This is a genomic window from Bacillus sp. TCT6 (assembly GCF_056033845.1).
On sequence record NZ_JBVYHX010000002.1, the window covers coordinates 290,943 to 316,909 of the forward strand.

The following is a 25,967-nucleotide window of genomic DNA, read 5'->3' on the forward strand; positions in this document are numbered from 1 at the left end:
CTTAATTGAGCTGAAGAAAAATTCTAATTATGGGAGTTAATTACCATATAAAATGCCAAAGTATGTATTAATTTGTAAAAAATTATCTATTTTAGATTGAAGGTTTAGTATAATAATACTAATGTTTTTTATTTGGGGGTTTGTACAAATTGTTTATTGAAGGAATGGTTGAATATCGGCCAGGCATTGATGCGGAGCGTTACGTTTGGGAAAAAGTAAAATCAGCATTCATTGAACGTGAAAGTTTTGGTTTTTTACATTTTCCAATGTTCAAGGAAAATCATGCTAGTAAAAGAGAAATAGATATCTTATTAGTTGATCGTGACATTGGTGTAACTGTAATTGAAGTAAAAGGAATAAATATAAAACAAATTCAGGGAATACAAGGTCATATATGGCACTTTACCAAAGATTATTATGCATCTAAAGGTGAGCCTTTTAACCAAGCGGAGCAACAATTAAATATGTTGTGTGATGATATTGAAAAAAAGGACAGTCTGAATCGAGCGTTTTCTAAGCGAGCGGTAGTAGCTTTACCGTATATTACGATTAAACAATGGATAGAGCGTGGTTTTAACCAATTGTTAAATACTCCTTTTATATTGTTTAAAGATGACTTTGAACAAGGGACTTGGATTCAAAAACTTGAGCGTATGAATATATATAAAGCAAGATTAAATTTACAAGATCCTCAATGGGATGCATTAAAAAAACACTTTTATATTAGAAATTTGGCAAGGGAAAAAACAGATGAAATAAAAAGCGAAAAACAAAAACGGTTCTCTAATTTATATGTTTTTACTAGTGAGGAGCAATTTCATAAAGAGAAAGAGGAAATAGAAAACTTATTAAAAGAAGGTTTAAAAATTTATATCTTTAGCACGTTTTCTATTTCTAAGAATTGGCTTGCATTGCAAAAGGATTTTTGTGATGAATTTCAACTTCAAGTTTTTCAAACAAAAGAGACACTCCTTTCAGTGGATACAAGAATTATCCAAGACGGAGAGGTAGAGGCATCCTTTTTAAAGAATATATTGTCTCCAGCGTTTCCGGAGTTTAATTTAGGCCAGTATATAGCAGTTCATACGCCGCATACTGATAACTTAATGATTACGGCAGGTGCAGGTACAGGAAAAACATACGTTATGATTGATCGTATTTTTTATCTGTTAGAAAAGGTTGGGATTACACTTAAAGACATCATAATGGTTACTTTTACAAATGCGTCTACTAATGAAATGAAGGAGCGTTTGCAAAAGAAATTATTAAGCATGTTTAAATTGACTGGGAAAACAAAGTATCTTTACTTTGCTGAAGAAGTAAAAAATATACAAATTAGCACAATTCATGCGTTTTCTAAATCTATTTTAACTCAATTAGCACATGAAATTGGGTTTGGTAGAAACTTAAAGGTAAGAAGTTTTATTAAAACGAAGAGTGACATTCTTGAAAAGCTTGCTAACGAATTTTTCCAAAAACATCCCGCAAAAGTTTTAGTCGATTTAAATTTAAAGTTTTACGAAGTTATAAAAATGATGAAGAGTTTCTGGGATGAAATGGAGAAGAAGGGGTTAACTAGACAAGAAATTGAATTAATTGATTGGGGTACGGTAGTAAAAGAAGAGCATCAGGTTCTTAAGGATCTTTTTCAATATGTATTCAAGCGATGTGAAGGTTTATTAGAAGCACAAAAAAAGAAAGAAAATGCGATTGATACAGGGGATATGGTCCGAAAACTAAAGTTATTTACACAAGGTGATACACTCAAACAGCTTCAAACTGATAAATATTTATTTGTCGATGAATTTCAGGATAGTGATAATACACAAATTGAACTAGTGGCAAGTCTACAAAATCAGTTAAAATATCATCTTTTTGTAGTTGGAGATATTAAGCAATCAATTTATCGTTTCCGTGGTGCTGATTACACGTCCTTTACAAGATTAGCAGAAAGGGTGAATTCATCATTTACGCCTGTTGCTTTAAATCAAAACTATCGAACAACTAGCAGTTTATTAGAAAAGCTAGATAAGGTATTTTCTGTTTGGGGGCAGAAGTGCTGGGGTCCAAAAGGTAAAGAGTCTCTGCTTCCTTATACGGAGGATGATCGTTTGAAGGGGATGAAGATTACTGAATCAACGATAGGGGAGTTCCTTTATCCTAATATAAATAAAGATAATGTAGAAGAAGAAACAGTTCGTCAAATTTTAGAATCTGTGGATATAGCTAAGCAGTTATCAGATGATGAAAATAAAAGAATCGCCCTTGTTGTACGTACGAATAAACAAGCTCTTGAAGTACGAGAGTGGTGTGAGAAAGCAGGAATAGGGACTGTACAAAATTTAGATGGTACGTTTTATAAATCAGATGCAGTCATACATTTTAAAATGATGTTAGATGCCCTGTTATATCCAGGTGAGGCAAAGCATGTCGTTAATTTTCTACAATCACCTTATTTTAGATATGCAATTCCAACAAAACTACTTGTTCCCTTAAAAGGTGATAGTGAAAAAATTATAAAGTTTTTACAATTGCATATGGGAAATGACTTTACACAGTATCTTGATGAGTTAAAAAGATTACCTGTTATGGCTGTTATACAGAAGGTTATCTCTGAAAAGGGATTACTACAAAATATTTCATCCTATTATGAAGTGAAGTATGGAGATGACCCAGACATAGATGAGTCTATAAAACAGTTAGAGATTGAGTTAGCTGTAAAACAGTATGAGAAAAATTTATATCATTTAATGAACATCATTCAAAAGCAATTTGATTCAATGAGTGGTACGCTTTGGAACATTCATGAATGGTTAACTTTACAAATTCGCGTAAATCGTAATGAAAATGAGCCAATGATTGAAACGAAATTAGGAGTTGTAGAAATTACGACTGTCCACCGTTCGAAAGGCCTAGAGTACCATACTGTTATTATGCCTAATCTGAATCACTCATTTAGTAATAAACAAGCCTCTTTTTACATACAAGATGAAAAAGAGATGGGTGAAGATAAACGAATTGTTGGTTGGAAGGCTAAAGATATTAAAAATAACCATTTTGCTACACTTCAAAATTATGAAAGCTTTGAAGTAGAAAGAGAAGAGACTCGATTGTTGTATGTAGCGATGACACGTGCGAAAAAGAGACTAATCTTAATGATGCCTGAAAAAATAAGTGAAAATACATGGGGTAATTTACTAGGACGAGCTTTTAATGAGGTGAATCATGAACATTGATGTATATACATATGATGATCCGAAGCGTTGGAGAAATCATTCAAAATATAACAAGATAAAAAATGCTATTCATATATGTGCTACAAAAAATATGAAGGACGGTATTTTAGAGGCTTATCAAAACAAAGAAGAACGAGAGTTTTGTTATGTGTTTACAATTCGCGAAATTATTGATGAATTATTAACAAGATGGAATTTACCCGAAGAGCAGTTAAAACAATATTTAAAGCTTTCTCGGGTTATCAATGAGCTTAACACGGAGAATGCAGAATTAAAAAATGCATTTAAAAATAATCGTCCTGATCTTCTTGAAACGATTCGCTTTCTGACGTATACCGGGGTGAAACCCATTGATTTAACTACAATAAATCTAGAGAATAATGAGCTAACAGAAAAGGAAAGGCTCTTTCAACAAATCTGGTTTGAAGTAGAGGGAAAAGATAGAACCTATACAAATATCCGAAATAAGCTTCGTAAGGGATGGGCAATAGAAGAAATCAAAGAGAAAATCAACAAGCTTTTAGAGAAAACTCAAAGACCAGCCCTAGATGTTGGGATGAATGAGCTTGTCTTACATGGATTTTACTTCATTACGCCTGAGCAGCAGATTTTTCTACAAGCTCTCAGGAAGGCGGGCTTTTCTATTACATTCTTTAATTTTTATGATCAGCGTTTCCCAGAAACCTTTGATTTTATAAAAGGCTTTATTTCTAAAGAATATCAGTGGACTGATAATTGGCAAATTGAAAGTAATCGGGGAAACAAGGAAGAGTCCCTTGGTACTGAATTTTTAAGTGCATTTGAAGGAGAGAATGCACCGGGGGGAACCTTTAAAAAAGAAGTTATTCGTTATAATTCCTTTTTTGATTTTTTAAATGATGTAATTATTCCTAACTATCCGATTGGTGAGACAGAGGATGATGAGGATAAAAACAAGGATAAAGTACAAATTATTGCAACCAATGCTGATATGTTGAATGAGATCCTTGTTCAATATTATCCGAATAAATTTGCGGAAAGCAGAAACTTTTTACAATATCCGATTGGTCAATTCATTAGTAAAATCCATCAGATGATTGATGATAATACATTGATTTTAAATGAAGATATTTTAATTTCAGCGTTTTCATCAGGTTGGTTATATAATCCTATCACGAAGAAAAACGCTAGAGATTACACATACTTGCTAAAGCAACTGTTACCGTTCTTCGGTAATTGCCGTACAATTCATGGGGATTGGTTACCGAGGTTTTCTGATTTAATGAAGCATTACAAAGAAATATTACCAGCCTTTGAAGGGCCAGATGATGATAGGGTTGTAACGAGTGTGCGTAGTCCCTTTTCTAAATTTGCTCATTTTTCACTAAGCAAGAAGCAAGTTGAAGAAGTTCACTATTTTGTGGAGCAACTCGTTTTCATTGCGGAAGAATTGTTTGATATAGAAGCAAAGGAAGCCTCTATAAGTGAGCATTTTAATAAATTGTTAGCGATATTAGATAAACATAGTCCAATGCAGCATTCTAAATTACTTCAAGATGAAACGAATATTATTCATTCATTGAATGAAAAATTAAAGAAAATTCAGGATGATAATTTCTTTCTATATGATGATGTTGGGGAAGCTATCAATGTTTATTTGAGTGGAAAATTATCAAATACAGATGAAGCCTTTATAAAACCGTTTATTGAGGTTGATGGAGAGGCTTTTAAACAAAATATTAATACCTTTTATCTAACAGGGCTAGATGAAAAAGGTCTACCTCTTGATGAATTCAGTACACCATGGCCATTACAGGAGGTTACGTTTGAAAAGCTCTCCATTCGTCATGAAGTACTTGAATTACATACATTGAGAAACCAATCTATCAAGCAGATCTCAAGGTATTTACTATTTATTGCTTTGGAATTCTTATTAGATAAAAATACTGAACTGTCTTGGATGCAAAACTTTTTAGATAAGGAAGATCTGCAACCTGCTGTGTATGTCCATCAACTAGGATTAAAAGTAATAGATTATAAGGAGAAGGCAAATCACCTTGTAGTGAAAACACGTCCTAATCCAGTTGATTTTAAAGACATAGCGGTAGATATAAATGATGGGGATTTAACAGAACTAACATTTACAGATTTTCTAATCGAATATAACCAATGTAAAAGGCGATTTTACTTTAGTTATATCCTAGGTCATTCACCTGTTTTTACTGATGAATTTATTCATCAATTTATGTTTACGGACTTAATTCGATTGGTCAAGCGTAGTACCACTTTAGCGGATGAAAAGGTTATTAATACGGTAAGCGAATTATTCCCTCACTGGACGAACTATAAAAAAGATGTAATGGCCGAAACATTTATAAAAATTGCGAGGAAAGATGAAGAGCTAGAGCAAGTTAGTGGAAATATTAGTATCAGTAAAGCAAGGAAGAATTTTCAACTTCCAGGTCTTACATTTGTTAAAAGAAATGAATGGATAGAAGAAACTGTTAAGAATAAGCCTTCCTTGTTAATTGATATGAAGGAAGATGTAATGAATGAGAATGTATTCCATGCTAAACCAGGAGAAAGTTGTCGTTACTGCCCTCATATAGATATTTGTGGTGAAGGAGAACATCCGATTGATTAGGAGGGAACAGGATGAATAATATTTGGAGGCAAATAGCTACTAACTGGAGAACATTTGAAAACAATAGTGATTCAGTGAGTTTGATAGAAGAACTAACAAATGATGCATTGAATATGGTCCTAGAAGAAGATTCCTTTAAAAGTGCCTTGGAATACTTAGATGAAGAAGAAAATGATGATGACGATGATTTACCGTAATATGATGAGAGAGGTGTAGGAGAAGGGGAGAAACTCCCCTTTGTATGTGTATGGAAAATAAACTAGAGAGTACGGAACTAACATTAACTAAGCAACAACAGGATATAGTTGATTACACAGGAAATGAAATATTGATTAGAGGAATTGCCGGTAGTGGAAAAACACTTGTATTATTAAGAAAAGCGAAAAAAACGGCGATGAAATACCCGAATGAAAAAGTTGTAATATTCACTTACGCAGCAACTCTTTCTAATGCAACTAAATTTTTAATTGAGAAGTTCAACCTTCCTAACCTAGAAGTGAAAACTTTCCATTCATGGGCATATGGTGCATATTGGAAAATCATGAAAAAGAAGCCCGTGATTATACAAGGGATTAAACAGGATGGCTTTTTAAAAGAGGCTATAAAAAGCTTATCAAGTCTTAATCATCGTTTTGTAAACAATGATGATTACTTCGATTTCCTGAAGGATGAAATACAATGGATTAAAGGAAAGAACATTTCTACTTTACATGATTATTTGAAAGCTGATCGAAGAGGGCGCGGTACCAATACGCGTGTTACCATGAATGATCGTGAGATTATTTATCAAGTCTTTGATCAATATAATAAGAAGAAAAATTATTTGCTTGATTTTGATGATCTAGCTGTTGTTCTCATGAAGAATCCAGCTATATTTCCAGATTCCATTAAATATGATCACATTTTTATTGACGAGGCTCAAGATTTACAACAGGTTCAACTGCAAGCATTAAAGCAGATTGCTAGAAAATCATTTATTGTTGCTGCAGACAAAGGACAAAAAATCTATAAAACATCCTTTACATGGAAAGAAATTGGTTTGAATGTCACGGGTAATCGTACGAAAATATTAAAGGAATCCTACCGTTCGACAAAACAAATTATTCAACTAGCAGCAAGTCTTCAACAAAATGATATGATTATTCATGATGAGGAATACGTAATTCCTAATTTACCGGAGAGGGAAGGCCCTATTCCGTATTTAATGAATTGTAAAAATGCTGAATCGCAAGATAGAGAAGTGATTAAATCAGTAAAACAAATTATTGAACAAGCACCAAATTGTACAATTGGTATTTTATATCGTGAAGGATCTTCAAGAAACTCAGCAAAATTTAGAATGCAACGTGCATTAAACGATGCTGGGATTCCATCAGAAGATATTAAAGAGAAGGGAAATCCACATACTCCTGGAGTAAAACTTTGTACCTTCCACTCAGCCAAAGGTCTAGAGTTTGATTTTGTATATATTATTGATTTAATTGAACCTACTAGAATACCAGATGAGGATAAAGAAGAGAATTATTGGGAAATTGAAAGACGATTGCTGTATGTTTCAATTACCCGTGCTTGTAGACATTTACAATTATTTACTTATGGTGATACGTTAAGGTTGGTTAAGGAACTAGATTCAGAGTTCTATAAGAGTTTTACCTTATAAATTGTTAAAGCGGAAATAAAATATGCTTATGAAAGAATAGAAATTTTCTGTCCTTTTTATTTGCTTCAGAGATGTTTTTATTCTACTAAGCTATTTAAAACATCATATTTAAAAGAGTTACTTTTTTAAATTGAGAGTCAAAATTTGATGTGAATTTAACTAACTTCGAGAATTATACTAATTTGGTATTGGATATTCATAAGGAATTCGACAATTAGTTTAAATAATTATTAAGCGAAGAAACAGTTGGAAATTGTTTGTACTGCTTAAAGTTAGTATAAAAAATGAAAAATACCATTAAATGAATCAGCTTTTACGTTAGTATACTGAAAATAATAGTGTGCCAAAAGAGCTTTTAATAGGTAAAGAGCATGACAATTTTCTGTCATGCTCTTTGTTAATTATCCATAATCTATAGGTTAAATGTGTTTTGGCAACGTATTGAGTATTATTTGTCATTTCAATGAAAGGTTTGAAAAAAGAGTGTTCATTGGATGTAGAAATATAGCGGCTCCATATCTAACAATTATTTATAACAATATAGTGTGGAGTTGAAATAAAATCAAGAACTTTATAAAAAAGATGCGATGTATTGAATAAAGTCGCAACGTTTTGCATCTTTTGATGTATTTATCTAAAGGTGTGTGCTTATTGTGAAAAGAAAATCTGAACTGAAAGGCTAATTAAGGAACTGTTGAATAGCAATAAAGTTACTTAACCAAAGGGCCAGGTTATAGAATGAAAATGGATATTTTATAGATTCGGTGAATAATTAACTGATATTAAATTTTCGATAATGTTAATTAATTTATCCTAGTATGAACAAGTCGTAATTCTTAATTAAAGAATATATTTGTTAGTTATAAAAGTAAATGCGATTGATTAACACGCTGTAAAAACAAACAAGTAAAGAAAGTTGAAAATACTCCTTCCACTTTTAGAGAAAATTGCTCCCACAAGGTGTGTATTTTAATTTATCATTATTTTAAATTTTCCAGTTAATTTAATGTATACGTCCAATGAAAAGGTCATAAGTGTCAAATAATATATGGCTTAAAAGGTGGGACATATTTGTCCTTAATAATAAAAAGAGTGTATTTATTAAGGAGAGAACTGGTAGAAGAATATATTTAAACGTATAATATTTGGTAGGCTTTATAAGCTAAGTGGCGGGTACTAAAAAACAAGGAAAATATTAAAGAAAATGAAGTTTTTCTTTCTGCCAACATAGTAGAATTAAAGGAGTATAAATAATGAAATTTTACGAAACGAGTCATAAGGGAGCAATGCTCGAATTGGGAGTATACTTAGTTAAAGATGGATGGAATGATTTTGGATATTACACACTCTACAAAATGTTTTATGTAGATAAGTTAAAAAAACATGAGATTGGTTATGTGAAAATTGGAATGTCGAATGAAGAAAAAAACGACTCTACATTTCTTCCTAGTAATTTTGAACAATTAAATGATAGTTACTTTAGTTTAGGCCAAGGTAATGAGTATTACAAGCGGCTTAATACTTTTGGGCCAGAAGTGAGAGACAGTATACTTAAAGCTTTAAATGATATTGCTTATGATTTAGATCTTTTTGAAAAAGTAAAAAATTACAACATAACAAAAACATCTTTTTTAAGAGAATTTAAGGCATTTACTGTTAAGGATCAATTTCATAGGTTAGCAAAGGGCGGTGTTCCACTTACACCATATCAATTTGATTATGAGTATATACAAAAAGATTGTGACCCGGTAATCTTTAATTTTAATGTGAAGCCTGACTCTATGCCTCCAACAAATATTCATGCGTTGATTGGGAGTAATGGAGTGGGAAAAACAACTATTATAAATAACATGATTCAATCAATAATTGGTGAAACAGTATGTGAAGATAACGATAGTTGTTTCTATGATACTAAAACAAGAGATACGAAAAATCTTTTTGCGAATTCAATTTTTATATCATTTAGTGCATTCGATAACACACCTTATTTTCAGGACGTAAGGGATAAAGAAAATGAGATAATATATTCATATATAGGTCTTAAGAGTGTCGAAAAAATAACAAATGATGAAAACAGTAACGGGTCAACCGAAAAATTTATTTCTAAAAATCCAGAAACTTTAATAAATGAATTCATAGAAAGCATAAAGCGAATTAAAGATACAAAAGATCTATGGAAATTACATAAATGGAAAGAATCTATTTCTATGCTGGAAATTGATCCTTTGTTTAAAAGTTTTGGAATAAAAGAAATAGAATTGAAAGATATTATTGAATTAAAGAGAAAATACAACAAACTTAGTTCGGGACATAAAATTATTCTACTGACTATTACAAAATTAATTGAGAAAGTTGATGAAAAATCACTACTAGTACTAGATGAGCCAGAATCACACTTACATCCTCCTCTATTATCGGCATTTATTAGAGCTCTTTCTGATATATTGATTTCACGTAATGGTGTTGCTATTATAGCTACTCATTCCCCGGTTATTCTGCAAGAGTTACCAAGAAGCTGTGTATCAATAATAAAAAGGAGGAGCAATCAAAGCATTACTGTCCATAGACCTGAGATAGAAACATTTGGAGAGAATGTAGGTACTTTAACTAGAGAAGTTTTTGGTTTAGAAGTGACTTATTCTGGATTCCATAAAATTTTAGATGAGTTGGTCGAAAAGGGAAAAGATTATGATCAAATAATTGATTTGTTTAATGGTGAATTAGGATTAGAAGCGAGAACGATACTTAGATCGCTTTTATATTATAAGGAGTAAAATATATGAGGACAGTACCTAAACCGACATTTTCTACTGAAGATATATTGTTAAAATGTATTAGTAACTATACTAATCAAGAATTAGTGTTACGTTTTAGAAGTAGTAAAGATGAAATGACAGAATGGAGTGAATTTCTTGAAGGAAAAATAACTACTCATACAGTATCTACAATTCAAGAGGGGTGTAAACCAACGAATATTAGTAAAACTGAAATGCTCAAACTCTATACTGATAAATTAGCTAAACTAAAACAACCTGGACGAGTTTATTATGATAAATTAATGGATTCACCATTAAATCATATGTGCCCGCTTTGTGGATCTAGACCTGTTGATAGTTTGGATCATTATCTACCAAAAGAAAAATTTCCTGCGTTTGCAATTAGTCCTATTAATTTGATTCCAGCATGTTTAGGATGTAACAAAAAAAAATCAGCAGAGAAGCCTAATAATGCTGATGACGAATGTCTGCATCCTTATTTTGATAATGTTGAAAATAATCTTTGGTTGTATGCAGAGATGAAAGAAGAATGTCCTATCACTATATATTTTAAGGTTAAACCACATGAGTCTTGGGATGAGGTTACAAAGGAACGGGTGAAAAAACATTTTACTAGATTTAAACTTGGGCAATTGTACAGTAGTTATGCTAGTGAAGAGTTTTCAGGAAAGGTATTTTTATTTAAAAAGGCCTTTGAACGTGGTGGGGCTAACTATGTTAAAGAAGAATTGTTAAGGGAGTTGGAAAGTCTTCGTTACTTACATGTGAATTCTTGGAAAACAGCTTTATATACAGCTTTATATGAAAGCAATTGGTTTTGTGAGGAAGCCTTATATAAATCAATTGAAGATTTATTGAAATAAATTCTTTAAGCATATTTATAATTATTTTTTTAAGTAATGTTATAGAGTATTTATTGATACAATCCTGTTACGTGTTGTATTTTGTGTAAAATAAATTCATTTGTAGAAGTAGTTTAATGTTATAGTCGATACGCAAAATGGTATACAATATTTTGGGGCTACTTTATAGTAAGGAAGGAATATTAGGCAAATGAAACACTTATAATAAAGGGCTTGGGGGAGAAATAGTTGATTAAGCTATCTTTACTTGAAAATGCATATGATTCAATTCAAAATGGTGTTGAATATCTTGAATCTGCTGTTAAAACAGAAAATATCTATGATTACAAGCACGCTGTATTAAATCTTTGTCAGGGTACAGAACTATTATTAAAAGAAATTCTATTCTTAAAAAACCCAATATATGCTTTTGATAAAAATTCGTTATTTAATAAATGTGAAAACCCTTTGGACCCGACTTTAGAGGAATTATATGAATGTAAATCGTTGGACGTTAATTCGTTGTGTTATGCGGTAGCTAAGTATGCGCCTGATTTTAGTGGAAATGAGAAGGTAAATTTGAAAATATATGAGAAACGGGCATCGAAATTAAGAAATAAAGTGCAACACTTTTGCTTTGCAATTAAGTCTGAGGAAGTTAGAGAAATAGTTTTAAAATTATATCATCAAGTAATAGCACCAGCTTTATTATATATAAATAAACAACCTGACCACACATTTGAAGAAAAGTTAGGTAACATTTTCTGTAGTGATGAACGTAGAGAGCGTCATGAAATGATGTTGAATTTGCAAAAAGAAGATTATGCAATTGGTAATTGCTTTTCATGTGGTCATTATTCTTTCTTCATAATGTATAGAGGGAATTCCTATCCAACAGATTGTTATTGCACTACATGTAGTTTTACAATTGAGTCTATAATTGATTCTGACTATTTAGAATGTCCGGAATGCGGAATAAATTCTTTAGTATACAATCATGAATTAGAAGCTGGGACTTGTTTAAATTATAGGTGTGCTAATCATAGAGACGGTGGAGTATTAGTTGATATGGAATACTGCTCTTCTTGTAGGGAGTATAGAATAGAAGACACCTGTCAATGTGAAGAAGAAGAATAGTTTTGTAGAGAGATTTTTGAGCTGACAAGATAGCGTTGAACAACAAATTAGACCGATTTGAGATGGATTATTGGATATATATGTTAAGAATTGGATGGAAATCTGAGATTGAATGTACTTTAAATAACTGTAAAAGTCCATATAAGACGAACATCTCTATTCGAGAGAAATTATCATTTTTAGTTGAAGCAGTTCCTGAATTAAAGGAGAACAGAGATTTTTATGATTGGATATTAAGCGACTAAAAAAATAGTGAACTAATCACTAATGAATCCCTTTATATTACAATGAGTGAATCAGGATGATGAGAATCAAGCACAATAGGAACAGATAAGAGACTTTTAGCGTTTATTTCCGAATAATTTTTTAAGAGCGGGGATTAGAAGTTGCCCTTGCTAAGGTAATAATGTTAAGCTTAGCAATTATGTATGTTAAGGCTAATAAGAGAATCCATTTTGATATATCTTTTCAAAATGGATTCTTTTTGTTCGTTATAAAAGGATTAGTCATTTTTTTATGTTAGTTGGTAATTTATTCTGATTAATCTTCTTTCAAAAATAAAGGTTACTTTGTAACTTCATCAATAATACGCTTATCGCTTATATCATGCACTGTCTTTGAACTTATAACATTTCATAAAATTCTTGATTCCTCTTAGTATTTTTAGTATCTCCATCAATTTTATAATGCTCGTTATACAAATGCTTCCTATTTTCAATGGATTTTTTTTAAAATCTACACTAATCAGTTATTATAATAAGTAGTAAGAATATGCAGTTGTATGGAAAATTTGGTATATTACTAAGGTAATATATGGAGGGGATATAATGAGCGATGTGTTAGTTGATTTTTCTGAAGAAATTAGGATATATAAGGATAGAATTAGAATTTTTCTCATCTTGTATTTCCTTTCTGAAGATATGTCTGAAGAACATGGTAATAATACTTTAAAAAAAGTTTTTAAAAGTGAAGTGAAAATCCAGAAAGTTGATTTTTTGGTGCGTAACCCCGATTATTTTGCATATCAAATTTTATTATTTGCTCAAGAAAATAAAATTAGTAAACAAGAATGTAAAGAAATTGTGAAAAATATTTTTACTCAAAGAGAACCCAGTATAAGAAGACTCGAAATGGAAAAGTTTTTTTTTGGAGCGTACGAAAATATTGACGATGTAATCAGTTTTCTAAAAAGCATAGGCTTTATTGACTTTAATAGTAAAAAAAGTTTGGATTTAAGAACAATTGAAAAGCATTATTATATTACAGAGCTAGCATGTAGAAAAATTGATGAGATTAAAAATTTAAAATCATTATATTGGTATAAAGAAAGAATAGGATTAATAAAACGATTCTTTGGTGATTTAGGAGGTACACAGCTCAAAGACTTACAGTATGAAATAGATGAATATAAAGATGCTAGTTATAAAGAGTGTATTAGTAATATCCAAGATAGAGTGAAGAAAATTTATTTAGAAATGTTTGGAGAAGAATTATATGAAATTTAATTTTGAAAGATTTGTAGAGGAAGTACATAAAGCTTATAGTGATACTTTTACGGTAAGGGAAGTTAATGAGCTATTGAATACAGTATATGAGTATAAAAAGGATACTCCCATTTCTACCGGTAAAAAACTAATTTTAACTAAGATAAATATTATTGGAATAAAAAGTAGCGGTGAAGAAATTAACTTTAGTCTCCCTTTAAATACCGGTGTAAATATAATAGTGGGTGATAATCTTAAAGGGAAATCAAGCTTGTTTAAGATGATTCAATTGGCACTTACAGGTAGTAATAAATTGAAACATGATGTTAAAAAATGGATTAAATCAATTTTATTATCATTTAAAATAAACGATAAACAATATTCTATAATTATAAAATTTGAAAATAATCGAATGAAAGGTGCATTATACAGTGGGGTAATAGATAACATTGATGATAGAAAGATATCTAAGTTAGATCCCATATTTGAAACGAGCACAATTAATGAGTATGAAGAGCAAATTCAAGATTTTTTCTTTATGCAGTTTTCTTATTACTCGCTTAAATGGACCCAAAAAAGTTCAAGTAAAGAAAAGAACGAACTCGTAGAAGCAAATGCAAGTTGGAAAACATATTTTAAGTCTATATATCTTGAATCAAAGGATAGTGCAAGTTTAATGTATGGTAGCCAAGGAAAAAAAGTTTTTCAAATGTTATTAGGACTTGAATTAACATTAGTAATTAACCAACTTTCAGTTAAAAAAGATTTCTTGCAATTTAATAATGCTAAACAAATTGATCAAACACAAGGACAAAAAAATCAAGATAAAAAGGATTATTTACTCCAAAGAAAAGTTGATTTAGAAAATGAATTATTTGAGTTAAATTCATTTAAAATGGATAGTATTAATCAACTGCATGAGAAATATGAAATAATAGTTAATGAAATCAATGATGAAAATGCTTTAATAACTAAAAATGCAATTGAGTTAAGTGAAGAACGTAAATTGTTAAGTGAAATTAATTGGGAACTTGATACATATACTAATGAATTAAAAAGAATAAAGAAAGAAATTAATAAAAATGATAGGGCTATAAATGATATGAAAGAATATATTGAAATCGGTATCTTCTTTTCAAACCTTAATATTAAACAATGCCCTAGTTGTAATCATGAAGTAAAAAAAGAAAATATCCATCAAGAAAAAAAATGTGTCCTATGTCATGAACCAGTTCATGATTTAGATAAAGAAATTAATCAAGATATATATTATCAAAAGCTTGCCGATTTAGAAATCATAAAGAAAAAACTTAATGAAGAAAAGAGTTTAATTGAAAAAAAAATCATAAAATTCAATAGAGAGTTCGAACAAAAAAGTTTAATTATAAAACAATTAGAGGATCCTGTGATAAATCGAGAAAAAATTAGTTCTCTAAAGAAAAAACTAAAAGATATTGAAGAAAGCATCAATAAAGAGATGGAAAAGCTAAGTCCTAAAAATGAAAGAAAAACTGTTTTAGTAGCTGAGAAAGCGGTTATAGATTATCGTTTGGATAAACTAACACAAAGTCCGGATAGTCTTTATAAAGAAGAAAAGAAGATTGAATTACTAGAGAAAGCAATTAGAAAGTTAAATAAATTAAGATACGATAATGGACAGAAGATATTAAAGTATCTATCTGATTTAATGTTAGAGAATCTGCATCATTTTGGGTTAAATTCAATTACAGAAATTAAAATCAATGAAAATTTTGATATAAAGTATAAGCAAAATGGATACGATCTTACTTTTGATAGTATTGCAGAAGGAGAGCAATTAAGAGCAAAGATAGCCTTGTATCTTGCACTTATTCAATTAGATATTGAATATAATTTTGGGAGACATACGAGATTTCTAATAATAGATAGTCCAAATAAAGAAGAAGGGGATTCTAATTATCTTACTGGTTTAACGGAGGTCCTTGTAGATATTGATAAAAGATATGGAGGTAATCTACAAATAATTATTGGGACGGCTGAAAGAAAATTAGCACATATAGTACAAAATGAAAAAGTTTTTAATAAAGGAGAATATGTATTTTAATGAAGGAGTGTATTGAAATAGAAAACTTTCAAAATATGAAAATACATGAGAAAATTTACTTCTTCGATATTAAAAGTCCGGATATTTTAATTAATTTTGATGGAAAAAAAGTTCAGCAATTTTTAAAAAATATTATTTTAGACAGTGGAGAAAACTTATATATAAGGAAAAAAGCACTTGAAAATTTTATCAATTTAGTCATGATTAAGAAAATAAAAAAAAGATCTGCATTAGGAATACTGATAGACGAATGGGAATTTACAGGCGATGATTTTTTAGAAATTACTAGGTTAAAGAAATTGTTTCTATTTTATGAGGATGAAACAGAAGAAATAGAAGAAATTTACATTGTTTTGAAAGAACATGAAAAAAATGAGATTAAAAGTGAAAGCTTATTTCAATTAGGATGTATATATTTTCTAAAAGCGAATGAAATAAAGGATAAAGAGACATATGTAAAATGTTTAAAAAGTAGTTTGGAATATTTCCAGAAATCTAATGATTGTATAGAAAATAGAATAGATGCAGAGTTTTTTTGTACAGTTATAAAACTATTATTAGACATAATTCAACACAGAGAAAGTGAATTTCAATTAAGCTTTAAAAAAATGGCCAAGTTATTATGGCAACAAAAACTATTTTCTTTTGAAAGTCAGGTTGCACCACTACAAGTAGGATTATTTCGTACATTAAATGCATTTAGAAAAATTAGTATGGTTGAACCTTCAAGCTGGTTAGATTATCGAAAAGAATTTAATCAACTTTGTTATTATTTTTATGAAATAAAAAATCAAGAAGTTTGTATGGAATTAATGGAAAGTTCTTTATTAAAAAATATGAAAGGTAATTTAATGAGGAGAACAATTGAACCACTATTTTCATTAAACTTCAAAGCTGAAATTTGTAAAATTGAGAAATTGTTAAATGAAGCTGATAAAGAGTCAGAGATGCATAAATTTTTATCTTATCTAAAACAGTTGATTTCTAAGACGGAAGTAAAGGAAAATGCAGAAAAAGACATAATTTTCAGTAAGATTATTAATGCATTTCCAAATATAGATAATTCGAGAATAAAAAAGGAATTTCAGAAGATTACGGGGGATATAAATACCCATGAAATTTTACATTTTTTAGAATTATTTTCGGAGTATTCATATGATAAATTAATAGATGTAATTATTAATGCTTGTATTAATTTACAAGGTAATCAATTATACAGAGATAAAACAGAAAATGAAAGAAACACATTTTTGGCGACATGTTTAGATATGGCTGGTTTTTACAATAAAGACCAGACATTATGGAGTAAATCGAATGAGGGGAAAACATCTGGGGAAATAGATATCTTTGTTAAGAAAAAGAATGGGCTACCATTTTCAATTATTGAGGCATTGAATTTAGATTCATTAAAAAAGGATTATTTAGAGTTACACTTGAGAAAAATATTTGGATATGATACCACTGGACTTAAGTACAATTTTATAATTGTATATTCTTCTTCAAAAAATTTTTCGGGGTTGTGGAATAGGTATGTTGATCATATAAAAAAATATAAATACCCTTATGCAAAAATAGATTATAAAGAGGTAGAAGAATATGATTATGCAAATATAAAGGTTGGTAAAACAGTACATTTAAGAAATAATCAAGAAATATATTTGGTTCATATAATGGTTGATTTAAGTTTATTTTAAGGATTGTCCATATGGGGTTAGAATCTACTCGGATATTTTCAATTATGAATATCTTTTAAAAATAAGAATAGAGTTATATATTTTAAAAACTTCAACTTTAAAAATGTTGTTACGGTTTTACCAAAGTTAATAATAGGGGACTTTTACTATTTTTTCTTTTTGTAGAGATACCAAGATAGTAGTTTGACTCAAAAATTAAGTGAAAAAAATCAACCCAAAAAAATGTTTTACAAGAGAAAGGAATTTATTATGAAGGAATTAAATACAGGTTAAATGAAAAGACGAGTATTTGTTGAAGGTTATGAGATTTAAAAATGGATTTAGAAGTGCTATCTATAACGTTTTTAGAGTATAAACAATCCTTTTATAATTGTTTGGAGCACGAACTTCAAAAAATAAACCATCATGAGGTTTTTTATTCGAAAACTCATATTTCAATAGATGATGAAGGTAGGTAGGAAAGAGAGATTTTATATAAAGTTAAATCATTCGTATACAGATATAATGACACCGGTGAATTCGGTTTTACCTTCTTATTTAGCGCCAGTTTATCGCTTTAATAATTATATCGATACAGTAGGAGATACTTTACATGGGACGATATTAAGTAAGATGTAGATACATCCCAATGGATATCTAAGGTTATATGAAGATATTTTTAACGGTTTATTATCAAAATCATTAGTAGTTTCTAAGGGGAGAATAACAAAAAAGATGTTCCTTGTTTTTTGAGTGTTAGTGCTGGGTTATCGTATAGGGGCAAATCCAAAATATCGCTAATTCATTTCAAAAAAGAACAGTATTTTGAACAGAAGAACTGAGTGTTCGATTGATATAATTACTGATCCAAGTCAAGTAACTGTTTAAGAAATAAATGCCTTTTAAATGGGAATAATTTGCTTTTACTTCCAATAACGAGAATTATGTAAATGAGCTGTCCATATGGATGGCTTATTATATTTTTTGCTTAGTTTTTTTCTGAAATGTGGCGATACCCCATCCAATATATGGACATACATCTTTAGAGACTATATAGTTAGTATATGGTTTGTAATATTGAAATATAATGCTTAAGTGTATCAATTTTTTATGTACAAGGGGGATGAGTTTATTGGTATTACCTGCTCCAGAGGGAAGACAAAAAGAAGTTTTATGTTTACCAGAAATAGGACATTATGTCGTTTTAGGGACGGCTGGTAGTGGAAAAACCACTTTAGCAATTCATAGAGCGGCTTATTTAGCAAAACGTTCAAAATCGAAAGAAAAGGTTCTCTTGGTTACGTTTAATAAGTCTCTTGTAACCTATTTAAATTCACTTGCTGAAAACAATTTATATAATGTTGACGTTAGAAATTACCACCGGTTTGCCCGAGGTTATCTAAATCACAAAGGTATGCTTGGATGGAATGACATAGTTCCATCCATGGATTATAATAGGGAAAATAAAAAGCTCTCTTTTATTAAACAATCACTTAATGAGGTGATAGAAGAACATGGCAATAATTCGACACTATCGAGGGCACCTGAAGTGTTCTATGAAGAAATATCCTGGATACAGAAAATGGGTATTTCTTCGTTAGAAGAATATATTGATGCAGAAAGAATTGGACGTTCTGGTACACGGATTACTAGAGATAAGAGGCATTATTTCTTTGCCGTTTATGAAAGGTATCTTGATATAAGAGGGAGAAATGATTATCGTTATGATTGGGACGATCTAGCTCATACTGTCATAAGTGAACTAGAAAATGATAATGATAAAATGTACAAGCATATTATCATTGATGAGGGACAAGATCTCTCACCGGTAATGCTTCAATCTTTAGCACTAGCAGTACCTAAAGATGGAAGTATTACATTCTTTGGGGATGTGGCTCAACAAATATATGGAGGGCGTTTATCTTGGAGAAATGCCGGTCTTAATGTTACTAGAAATGAAATTTGGAAATTTGATCAGAACTATAGAAATAGTAAAGAAATAGCAGATTTAGCTATTGCAATATCTAAACAACCGTTCTTTAACCAGAATACAGACTTAGTCACACCAATAGAGCCCGTCGCTTCTGGTCCACAGCCTGTGTTAGCTGAGTTTCAGAATGAAGCTACCGAATTAAAGTGGGTTATTCGCAATGCCGTTACGCTTGGTGAAAGACAGACTGTTGCTATTTTGATGAGGACTAGAGAATCACTTAAAAAGGTTAGAGCACTACTGGGGGAAGCAGGTGTATCTCCTCAAGAATTGGACGGAGATTTAAAGAGGTGGAAAAACAATCCCGGAGTTTCTATTGGAACATACCACTCTGCTAAGGGACTAGAGTTTAATGCTGTAATGATTCCATATTGTAGCGCTGATAGGTTACCAGATCAAGATAAAATTACAGCATTAGAAGACAGGGATGAAGCATTAGGTGAAGAGTCAAAACTTATTTATGTTGCAGCTACTAGAGCTAAGCGAGTATTAGCTATTAGTTACACTGGTGTAGTGACTGAAATTATTCCCCAAGATGACTCTCTTTACAGTAAAAGAAAAATAGAAAAGTAGGGGTGGGTTTATGGACGAATTATTAATTAGACAGGAATATCAAAAAAGAAATATCACTCGTTTATGTCACATAACTCGATCTCAAAAAGCTGTGCATATATTAAGCTCTGAAGATGGAATACAAGCTGTTGAATTTCTTGATAAAAGTTTGTATGATGCCAATGATGAACTACGTTTGGATGGTAGGAAGGATTTTATTAATTGTTCTATCCAATACCCAAATCACTGGTATTGGAAAAGAGTAAAGGATAAGGATCCACTTTTCAGGGAATGGGTTATTTTATTGATAAATCCAGAAATACTAACATTAGATACTACTGAGTTTTGTCCAGTAAATGCAGCAACAAAAAGAGGTGCTTATATCAACAGTGGATATTCTGGTTTTAAAGAACTTTTTAATGAGAGGGTCAATTATCGCAATAGACCTTCTCAGATGCTCCATTGTTGTCCGACAGATGATCAAGCGGAAGTATTGGTGTATAAAAATATATCAAGAAAAGATATCATAGGTGTAGTAGTCCTAAATGAAGATCAAGGTGAAGGTGAAAGTGTTAGGTGGGAAATGTTAAATATCCCTAAGTTTGATATATCTATAGCTCCAGACTTATTCGATGGCGAATGGAGTACGAAAGTTCGTAAAGGCATAAGACCTATAGAGTATAATTACCAAGGAGGTGCATCACTTGGAAAAGAGTGAGAATCAAAAGCTAGACAAATGGTTAGGGGCTTTAGTTGGAGCAGCAGCTGGTGATGCATTAGGATGGCCCAATGAACAAAACAGTAAAAATATAAGTAAGGCTCCTCACAAAGAACAAGAAATTTTTCAAAAATGGGAGAGACGTGATGGAGGCCGATTTTGGTCACATTATGAGGAAATACATCCTGGGGAATATAGTGATGATACTCAATTAATTATTGCAACTGCTAGAAGTTTAAGTCATGGATCTAATTGGAATAAGATATTTTCAAAAGTAGAACTTCCAGCATGGATTTCATATGAAAGAGGTGGCGGAGGAGCTACTAAAAGGGCTGCTGAAACTTGGAGAAAGGGCAGCAATCCTTGGAATGTAGAAAAAGAAAGTAAAGAAGATGTTCAAAGGTACTTTAGTGCCGGTGGAAATGGTGTAGCAATGCGTATTTTACCCCATGTATTTAGACGTGAAGGGGCATGGGCTGAGGTTAAACACCAGGTTTTCCTAAATGGAATATTTACACACGGTCATCCAAGAGCGTTGATTGGCGCATTAGTTTATGCTGATGCATTAACATACTTACAAAACATTGAAAAAACCCTTGGATATGGAGAGCTTGTTGATTATCTTTTAGAACGCAGAGAAGAATGGGGATCATTTCCGAATGTCCAAAAACTCGATAGCTGGATGAATGCTGCAAATTTAGTATTTAAAGATAATTATATGGGTCTTTGGGATGAAGTAACTGAAGAAGTTCTTGAACAATTGAAAATTATTAAAGAAGGACTTGATCAAGGTGCTTTAGATATAGGGGATGAAGTCCTAAAAAAATTGGGGTGTTTTGACAAAAAAGTAAATGGTTCAGGTACAGTTACAGCCGTTGCTTCTATCTATCTTGCATCAAAATATGCTTCCAGTCCTCGCCTAGCCATAATTGAAGCAGCTTATTTAAAAAATGCTGATACGGACACATTAGCTTCAATGGTAGGTGGTTTGTTAGGTATCTTACACGGTTCGGAGTTTCTTACAGTTTCATGGCTTGATGTTCAGGACTATGAATACCTTAAAAGTCTTATTCACCAAGAAAATAAGGAAGATACAAAACTTAATGGTCCTTTGTTTGACTATTACAATCCTGAGATGAAAGCGAAGTTCAAACATTTACAGGTTGGTGACATATTAAGAGCAGAGCCATTTGGTAGATTGATGCTTAAAGATAAGCACATAAATCGACCAAATGCGAAAAATGCAATTGTCAATACACTAAAATTTGTAACGGAAGAAGGGCAACACATTTTTGTTAAAACCTATGAAAAAGGATCTGTAGAAGATGAATACCCTTTAAAAGATAGCAAGTGTAACATGCTGGTAAATCAATCAATTTCTAGGTATCAGCAACAGCAAACACGGCCTTCAGGTTATCCAGATAAACCAGTTCTAGACTCTAGAAAAATCAGAGGTTTATCAAACATTTTACCTGAAAAGTTAGAGTTTGATTTATGTTTACAGTTTATTGCGGATATTATGGATGAAATCGAACGGAATGGTAGCGGTGGTATTAATCAGAATGGTTTGAAGTTTCTTGAACAGAGATGGATGAAACATCAAATTGATATGAAAGACATTGAGAAAGCTGTTAACGTTATTTTGAAATATTAAAATAAAAAAGGGATTGGATATTATTTTAAATATCCAATCCCTTTTTTATTCATCAAATGAGATTGGGCTGTCTTAAAATTTTAGTTTGATGGGTGGCGGGCCCCCCATCCACCGGAAAAAATATTCGGTCTATTCTTAAAATTAAAAACTCTTTGCTATTTTCTTATATTAATGAGAAAGGGTGACGTGCCTTTTATGAATATACATCAAAAACAAGGGTTGTCTATATTTGCCGAAGAGATATATCGATATATGTCTCCCGCTACACTTAATCAATTAGCTATAGAAGCTGGCGGAGTGAAACGAAAACGTAAGTGCCATGGACAGCATTTTCTATCCTTGTGTGTATGGTTAAATCAACAAATCGCTACTACATCTCTTACTCAACTTTGTAGTCAGTTAGAAACCTCAACAGGAGTTTTATTGAGTCCGGAGGGACTTACTCGACACTTTAACTCAGCTTCTGTAACTTTCTTGCGAACTTTATTTACTACACTTCTACAAGCTAAAATTGGAGGGTTATCTAAGATTTTTCATTCTCTTTCAGCTTACTTTGAGCGCATGCACATCCATAATTCTACAACTTTTCAAGTTCCAGATTGATTCGCATCTACTTATTTTGGTGCCGGAGGATTTAGTCATAAAGCTGGTGTGAAAATTCAATTAGTGTATGACTTGTTGAGTAGATAATTCTCTGATGTGAAAATTGAGCCAGGAAAACTAAGTGATCAGCCGTATGGTGCGACTCGAACAGGCATGATACAAAAGAATGAACTATATATTCGTGACTTAGGATATTTTCGTTTACTAGACTTTAAGTCTATCTAAGATAAGCAAGGATATTATTTATCACGTCTTAAATTACCAACTAAAATATAAAGAAAAGAATTCGGAACAGTGGTATTTAAAACAAAACCGGATCAATTGAGACCGGTATAAATACAAGTTCATTTGGAAGACATCATGAAATAATTACAACGTGACCGAGCTATTTGTGAAAAGAAAAAAAGGATTACACATACAGATTGTACGAAGCTTTTGCAAGGAATTACGGTATATATGACAAACATTTCTACGGAATGGGTACCAAAAGAGAAAATCTATGATTTATATTCCCCGCGTTGGCAAATTGAGCTGTTATTTAAAATATGGAAATCTTGGTTTCAAATTCATCGTTGTAAATCTATTAAACAAGAGCGGCTAGAATGTCACCTATATGGACAACTCATTAGTATCCTATTATGTTCTTCTACTATGTTCCAAATAAGGGAACCTCTGTTACGTGAGAAACAGAAAGAACTAAGTGAATATAAAGCGATGTACATGATTAAAGATTATTTCTTACTTTTTCATCAAACATTGCATAAACACACCCAAGAATTATCAAAAATTCTCCTTCGTCTGTTTAACCTTCTACAGCAAAACGGACGAAAATCCCAAAGATATGAGAAAAAAACAGCCTTTGATATTGTGGCTGTTGTTTATGAGTTTACCGCTTCTATTCATCAGGTATCATAGTTATAGTAAAAAAATTGAAATCCTTCAAGGTTTATTTGATATGTCTACTTTTACGATATCTATAAAAAACTATATGGCAAGATCAGTCTTTGTATAAACATATACTTTAAGTTGATGGATGTGGGGTCTCACTTCACTTATAAGCTCTCTGTCTTTATTATTTTATATTGGGTATTTAAAGGTATAATGGTGGGGGTTTTTGTTATTGGCTAAAGGTGTGAATGTGATTTCTGAGTAGTTAGGACACAGTAACATCAAAATTACATTAGACATATACTCGTATGTATTACCAACGATGCAAGAAGATGCAGTTCACAAAATCGATGAGATTTTGTAGAGAATGTGACCACTGGAGTTGTAGCATAGGATTTTTCCAAAAATAAAACCCGCATCAAAAGCTAATTTGACACGGTTTCTACAATATGCCTCCGGAGAGGTTCGAACTCACGACCTTCACCCTGTCAAAATCGATAATCTTTCATGATTATAACAGATAATAGATGTTAAACTCTGATATATCAGCATGTTATTAAATCTATACAGGATAAAAAATCTTTGAAAACGATATAAAATTACGATGTTCTGCCCCAAAAGTACTATTCCATCCATTTTAGCAAACAGTTATATATAAGAAAATTCCTTGAATATCAAGGGATTTTCTTATGACCCCAAAGAGGATATAACTCATGACTTTTATCCCGTCAAAGTGGAGATTTTTCAAATAATCTAGTCTTCTCTTTGTATTATAAACTCCCAAAACTTTTTTAATTCCTCACGTTTTTGAGGAGTTGCATTTTTTATATCTTTAAACCATTGATAAAGCTCAGGGTCTTGTATGTCTGTAACTTGTCTCATTTCAGTTGTACCGAGGAGATAATCAATTGATACTTCAAAGAAAGTCGCTAATTTTATCAATGTATTATAATCAGGTTCTCGGTTTCCTTGTTCATACATTGCATATGTAGTTCGAGCAATCCCTAGTTGTTTTGCCATGTCTTCTTGACGCAGTTTGCGTTCTTTTCGAAGAGTGTGTAGTCTAGTGCCAAACATATGCTACCTCCTTTTAGGTGTTTTCTATATCAATTATAACGTCACAATATGTAACATTTAATTAAATACACGAAATGTGTAAAAACAATTGATTTCAAACTTATTATTATGTAATATAATCATTAGTTACACATTTTGTGACAATGGAAGAGGGGGAATAATGAGGTTCTGGTTATTGGAAAAACGTAAACATAAAGAGAAAACACAAGATTATATTGCATATAAGGCAAGAATATCTAGAAGTATGTATGCAATGATTGAAAGTGGTGAAAGAAATCCAAGTGTTCCTGTCGCAAAGAATATAGCTAGGGTACTAAATTTTGATTGGACTCTTTTTTTTGAAGATTAATGTCACGATACGTGTAATTATTAGAGGGAGAATTTCATTTCTATATTGTTTTCCTAAAACGAAATAATTTATTAATTATTTTTAAGAAAATATTAGATAAGGGAAGTGTTTAAATATGAATATGAAAACATTTGAAATGCGTGAAAAACGCTTAGCAGAACTACTAGGTGCAAAAGTACTATGGGAATTTATCAGTGCCGTCACAGAGGAAATTGAAAAGCAGGAATTAGATTCTACACCAGGTTTGTTAGAAGATCTATTCATACATGTGAAAGAAACCATTCAAATTCAAAATATGAATCAACGCATAACAAAAGCCCCTGTAAAAACAGAGGCTGGTAGTATAGATAAAGAGACATTATATATGGAAGCATATGTAGAATTAATTAATCATAAGTTTGTTATTTCTGAATTAGCTGTAGAGCTTTCATCTGTTCTAAAAGAATTAAATTGTTTTGTTCAATCATCTTTGCCACAGCTTCAAAGTAAGCCTGATTCTCAAGAACCTCAATCTGCTTCTCTTTAGGGAGTGATTGAAGTATTTCTTTTATTTCTTTACATTCGTATATGTTATTCCTTGAGCCTTCATTATATATAATATAAAACTAATAATTATTAAAA

The 25,967-nt window shown here is 31.2% G+C and carries 17 protein-coding genes and 2 pseudogenes; 18 read left to right on the forward strand and 1 reads right to left on the reverse strand.

Annotation, left to right across the window (positions count from 1 at the left end; all coding sequences use genetic code 11):
• Window positions 1-149: 149 nt before the first annotated feature.
• From AC0ONG_RS28350 to AC0ONG_RS28425, 16 genes and pseudogenes are all read left to right on the forward strand, one after another.
• Window positions 150-3,236 (forward strand): UvrD-helicase domain-containing protein, encoded by a 3,087-nt coding sequence (locus AC0ONG_RS28350; protein WP_474205037.1) that lies wholly within the window; start codon window positions 150-152, stop codon window positions 3,234-3,236.
• Entirely contained in the window at window positions 3,226-5,859 is a 2,634-nt protein-coding gene (locus AC0ONG_RS28355; RefSeq protein WP_474205039.1) for a hypothetical protein, read from the forward strand. Before AC0ONG_RS28350 ends, AC0ONG_RS28355 begins: the two co-directional genes overlap by 11 nt.
• Before the next feature lie 11 nt (window positions 5,860-5,870).
• A complete protein-coding gene (locus tag AC0ONG_RS28360; protein ID WP_001060051.1) occupies window positions 5,871-6,056 on the forward strand; it encodes a hypothetical protein in 186 nt (61 codons plus the stop codon).
• A gap of 44 nt (window positions 6,057-6,100) precedes the next feature.
• Window positions 6,101-7,519: a UvrD-helicase domain-containing protein gene (locus AC0ONG_RS28365; RefSeq protein ID WP_474205041.1), complete on the forward strand. Its 1,419-nt coding sequence runs from the start codon at window positions 6,101-6,103 to the stop codon at window positions 7,517-7,519.
• A 1,253-nt stretch (window positions 7,520-8,772) separates the two neighbouring features.
• Complete coding sequence (locus tag AC0ONG_RS28370) at window positions 8,773-10,293, forward strand: AAA family ATPase (RefSeq protein WP_474205043.1); 1,521 nt, start codon at window positions 8,773-8,775, stop codon at window positions 10,291-10,293.
• A gap of 5 nt (window positions 10,294-10,298) precedes the next feature.
• Window positions 10,299-11,159: an HNH endonuclease gene (locus tag AC0ONG_RS28375; RefSeq protein ID WP_474205045.1), complete on the forward strand. Its 861-nt coding sequence runs from the start codon at window positions 10,299-10,301 to the stop codon at window positions 11,157-11,159.
• A gap of 228 nt (window positions 11,160-11,387) precedes the next feature.
• Entirely contained in the window at window positions 11,388-12,275 is an 888-nt protein-coding gene (locus AC0ONG_RS28380; protein WP_219303854.1) for a hypothetical protein, read from the forward strand.
• A gap of 35 nt (window positions 12,276-12,310) precedes the next feature.
• On the forward strand, window positions 12,311-12,520 hold the full coding sequence (locus AC0ONG_RS28385; RefSeq protein WP_474205047.1) for a hypothetical protein: 210 nt from the start codon (window positions 12,311-12,313) through the stop codon (window positions 12,518-12,520).
• Window positions 12,521-13,102: 582 nt separating this feature from the next.
• On the forward strand, window positions 13,103-13,780 hold the full coding sequence (locus AC0ONG_RS28390; protein WP_474205049.1) for a hypothetical protein: 678 nt from the start codon (window positions 13,103-13,105) through the stop codon (window positions 13,778-13,780).
• Window positions 13,770-15,842, forward strand: a complete 2,073-nt coding sequence (locus tag AC0ONG_RS28395) for a hypothetical protein (RefSeq protein ID WP_474205051.1) — start codon at window positions 13,770-13,772, stop codon at window positions 15,840-15,842. The genes AC0ONG_RS28390 and AC0ONG_RS28395 overlap by 11 nt, the downstream gene beginning before the upstream one ends.
• Complete coding sequence (locus AC0ONG_RS28400; RefSeq protein WP_474205053.1) at window positions 15,842-17,536, forward strand: hypothetical protein; 1,695 nt, start codon at window positions 15,842-15,844, stop codon at window positions 17,534-17,536. Before AC0ONG_RS28395 ends, AC0ONG_RS28400 begins: the two co-directional genes overlap by 1 nt.
• Window positions 17,537-18,638: 1,102 nt before the next feature.
• Window positions 18,639-20,078: a 3'-5' exonuclease gene (locus AC0ONG_RS28405; RefSeq protein ID WP_474205055.1), complete on the forward strand. Its 1,440-nt coding sequence runs from the start codon at window positions 18,639-18,641 to the stop codon at window positions 20,076-20,078.
• A gap of 10 nt (window positions 20,079-20,088) precedes the next feature.
• The gene (locus tag AC0ONG_RS28410) at window positions 20,089-20,775 is read left to right on the forward strand and encodes a DarT ssDNA thymidine ADP-ribosyltransferase family protein (protein WP_219303860.1); all 687 of its coding nucleotides are present in this window, start codon (window positions 20,089-20,091) and stop codon (window positions 20,773-20,775) included.
• Window positions 20,762-22,429, forward strand: coding sequence for an ADP-ribosylglycohydrolase family protein (locus AC0ONG_RS28415; RefSeq protein WP_474205057.1), 1,668 nt, complete (start codon window positions 20,762-20,764; stop codon window positions 22,427-22,429). The genes AC0ONG_RS28410 and AC0ONG_RS28415 overlap by 14 nt, the downstream gene beginning before the upstream one ends.
• 195 nt (window positions 22,430-22,624) lie before the next feature.
• Window positions 22,625-23,947: pseudogene (locus tag AC0ONG_RS28420) on the forward strand (IS4 family transposase).
• A gap of 199 nt (window positions 23,948-24,146) precedes the next feature.
• Window positions 24,147-24,284: pseudogene (locus tag AC0ONG_RS28425) on the forward strand (site-specific integrase); the annotation flags it as partial.
• A gap of 389 nt (window positions 24,285-24,673) precedes the next feature.
• On the opposite strand, the gene AC0ONG_RS28430 reads toward AC0ONG_RS28425, so the two are convergent.
• A complete protein-coding gene (locus tag AC0ONG_RS28430; RefSeq protein ID WP_474205059.1) occupies window positions 24,674-24,997 on the reverse strand; it encodes a helix-turn-helix domain-containing protein in 324 nt (107 codons plus the stop codon).
• A 160-nt stretch (window positions 24,998-25,157) separates the two neighbouring features.
• On the opposite strand from AC0ONG_RS28430, the gene AC0ONG_RS28435 reads away from it, so the two are divergent.
• A complete protein-coding gene (locus AC0ONG_RS28435) occupies window positions 25,158-25,346 on the forward strand; it encodes a helix-turn-helix transcriptional regulator (protein WP_474205061.1) in 189 nt (62 codons plus the stop codon).
• 115 nt (window positions 25,347-25,461) lie between these two features.
• Window positions 25,462-25,872, forward strand: a complete 411-nt coding sequence (locus tag AC0ONG_RS28440; protein ID WP_474205063.1) for a hypothetical protein — start codon at window positions 25,462-25,464, stop codon at window positions 25,870-25,872.
• The last annotated feature ends 95 nt before the right edge of the window (window positions 25,873-25,967 follow it).

Coding starts and splice junctions, on each gene's coding strand:
- AC0ONG_RS28435 (WP_474205061.1), top strand. CDS start 25,158: ATGAGGTTCTGGTTATTGGAAAAACGTAAACATAAAGAGAAAACACAA.
- AC0ONG_RS28390 (WP_474205049.1), top strand. CDS start 13,103: ATGAGCGATGTGTTAGTTGATTTTTCTGAAGAAATTAGGATATATAAG.
- AC0ONG_RS28405 (WP_474205055.1), top strand. CDS start 18,639: ATGAGTTTATTGGTATTACCTGCTCCAGAGGGAAGACAAAAAGAAGTT.
- AC0ONG_RS28355 (WP_474205039.1), top strand. CDS start 3,226: ATGAACATTGATGTATATACATATGATGATCCGAAGCGTTGGAGAAAT.
- AC0ONG_RS28410 (WP_219303860.1), top strand. CDS start 20,089: ATGGACGAATTATTAATTAGACAGGAATATCAAAAAAGAAATATCACT.
- AC0ONG_RS28430 (WP_474205059.1), bottom strand. CDS start 24,997: ATGTTTGGCACTAGACTACACACTCTTCGAAAAGAACGCAAACTGCGT.
- AC0ONG_RS28375 (WP_474205045.1), top strand. CDS start 10,299: ATGAGGACAGTACCTAAACCGACATTTTCTACTGAAGATATATTGTTA.
- AC0ONG_RS28370 (WP_474205043.1), top strand. CDS start 8,773: ATGAAATTTTACGAAACGAGTCATAAGGGAGCAATGCTCGAATTGGGA.
- AC0ONG_RS28360 (WP_001060051.1), top strand. CDS start 5,871: ATGAATAATATTTGGAGGCAAATAGCTACTAACTGGAGAACATTTGAA.
- AC0ONG_RS28440 (WP_474205063.1), top strand. CDS start 25,462: ATGAATATGAAAACATTTGAAATGCGTGAAAAACGCTTAGCAGAACTA.
- AC0ONG_RS28400 (WP_474205053.1), top strand. CDS start 15,842: ATGAAGGAGTGTATTGAAATAGAAAACTTTCAAAATATGAAAATACAT.
- AC0ONG_RS28365 (WP_474205041.1), top strand. CDS start 6,101: ATGTGTATGGAAAATAAACTAGAGAGTACGGAACTAACATTAACTAAG.
- AC0ONG_RS28395 (WP_474205051.1), top strand. CDS start 13,770: ATGAAATTTAATTTTGAAAGATTTGTAGAGGAAGTACATAAAGCTTAT.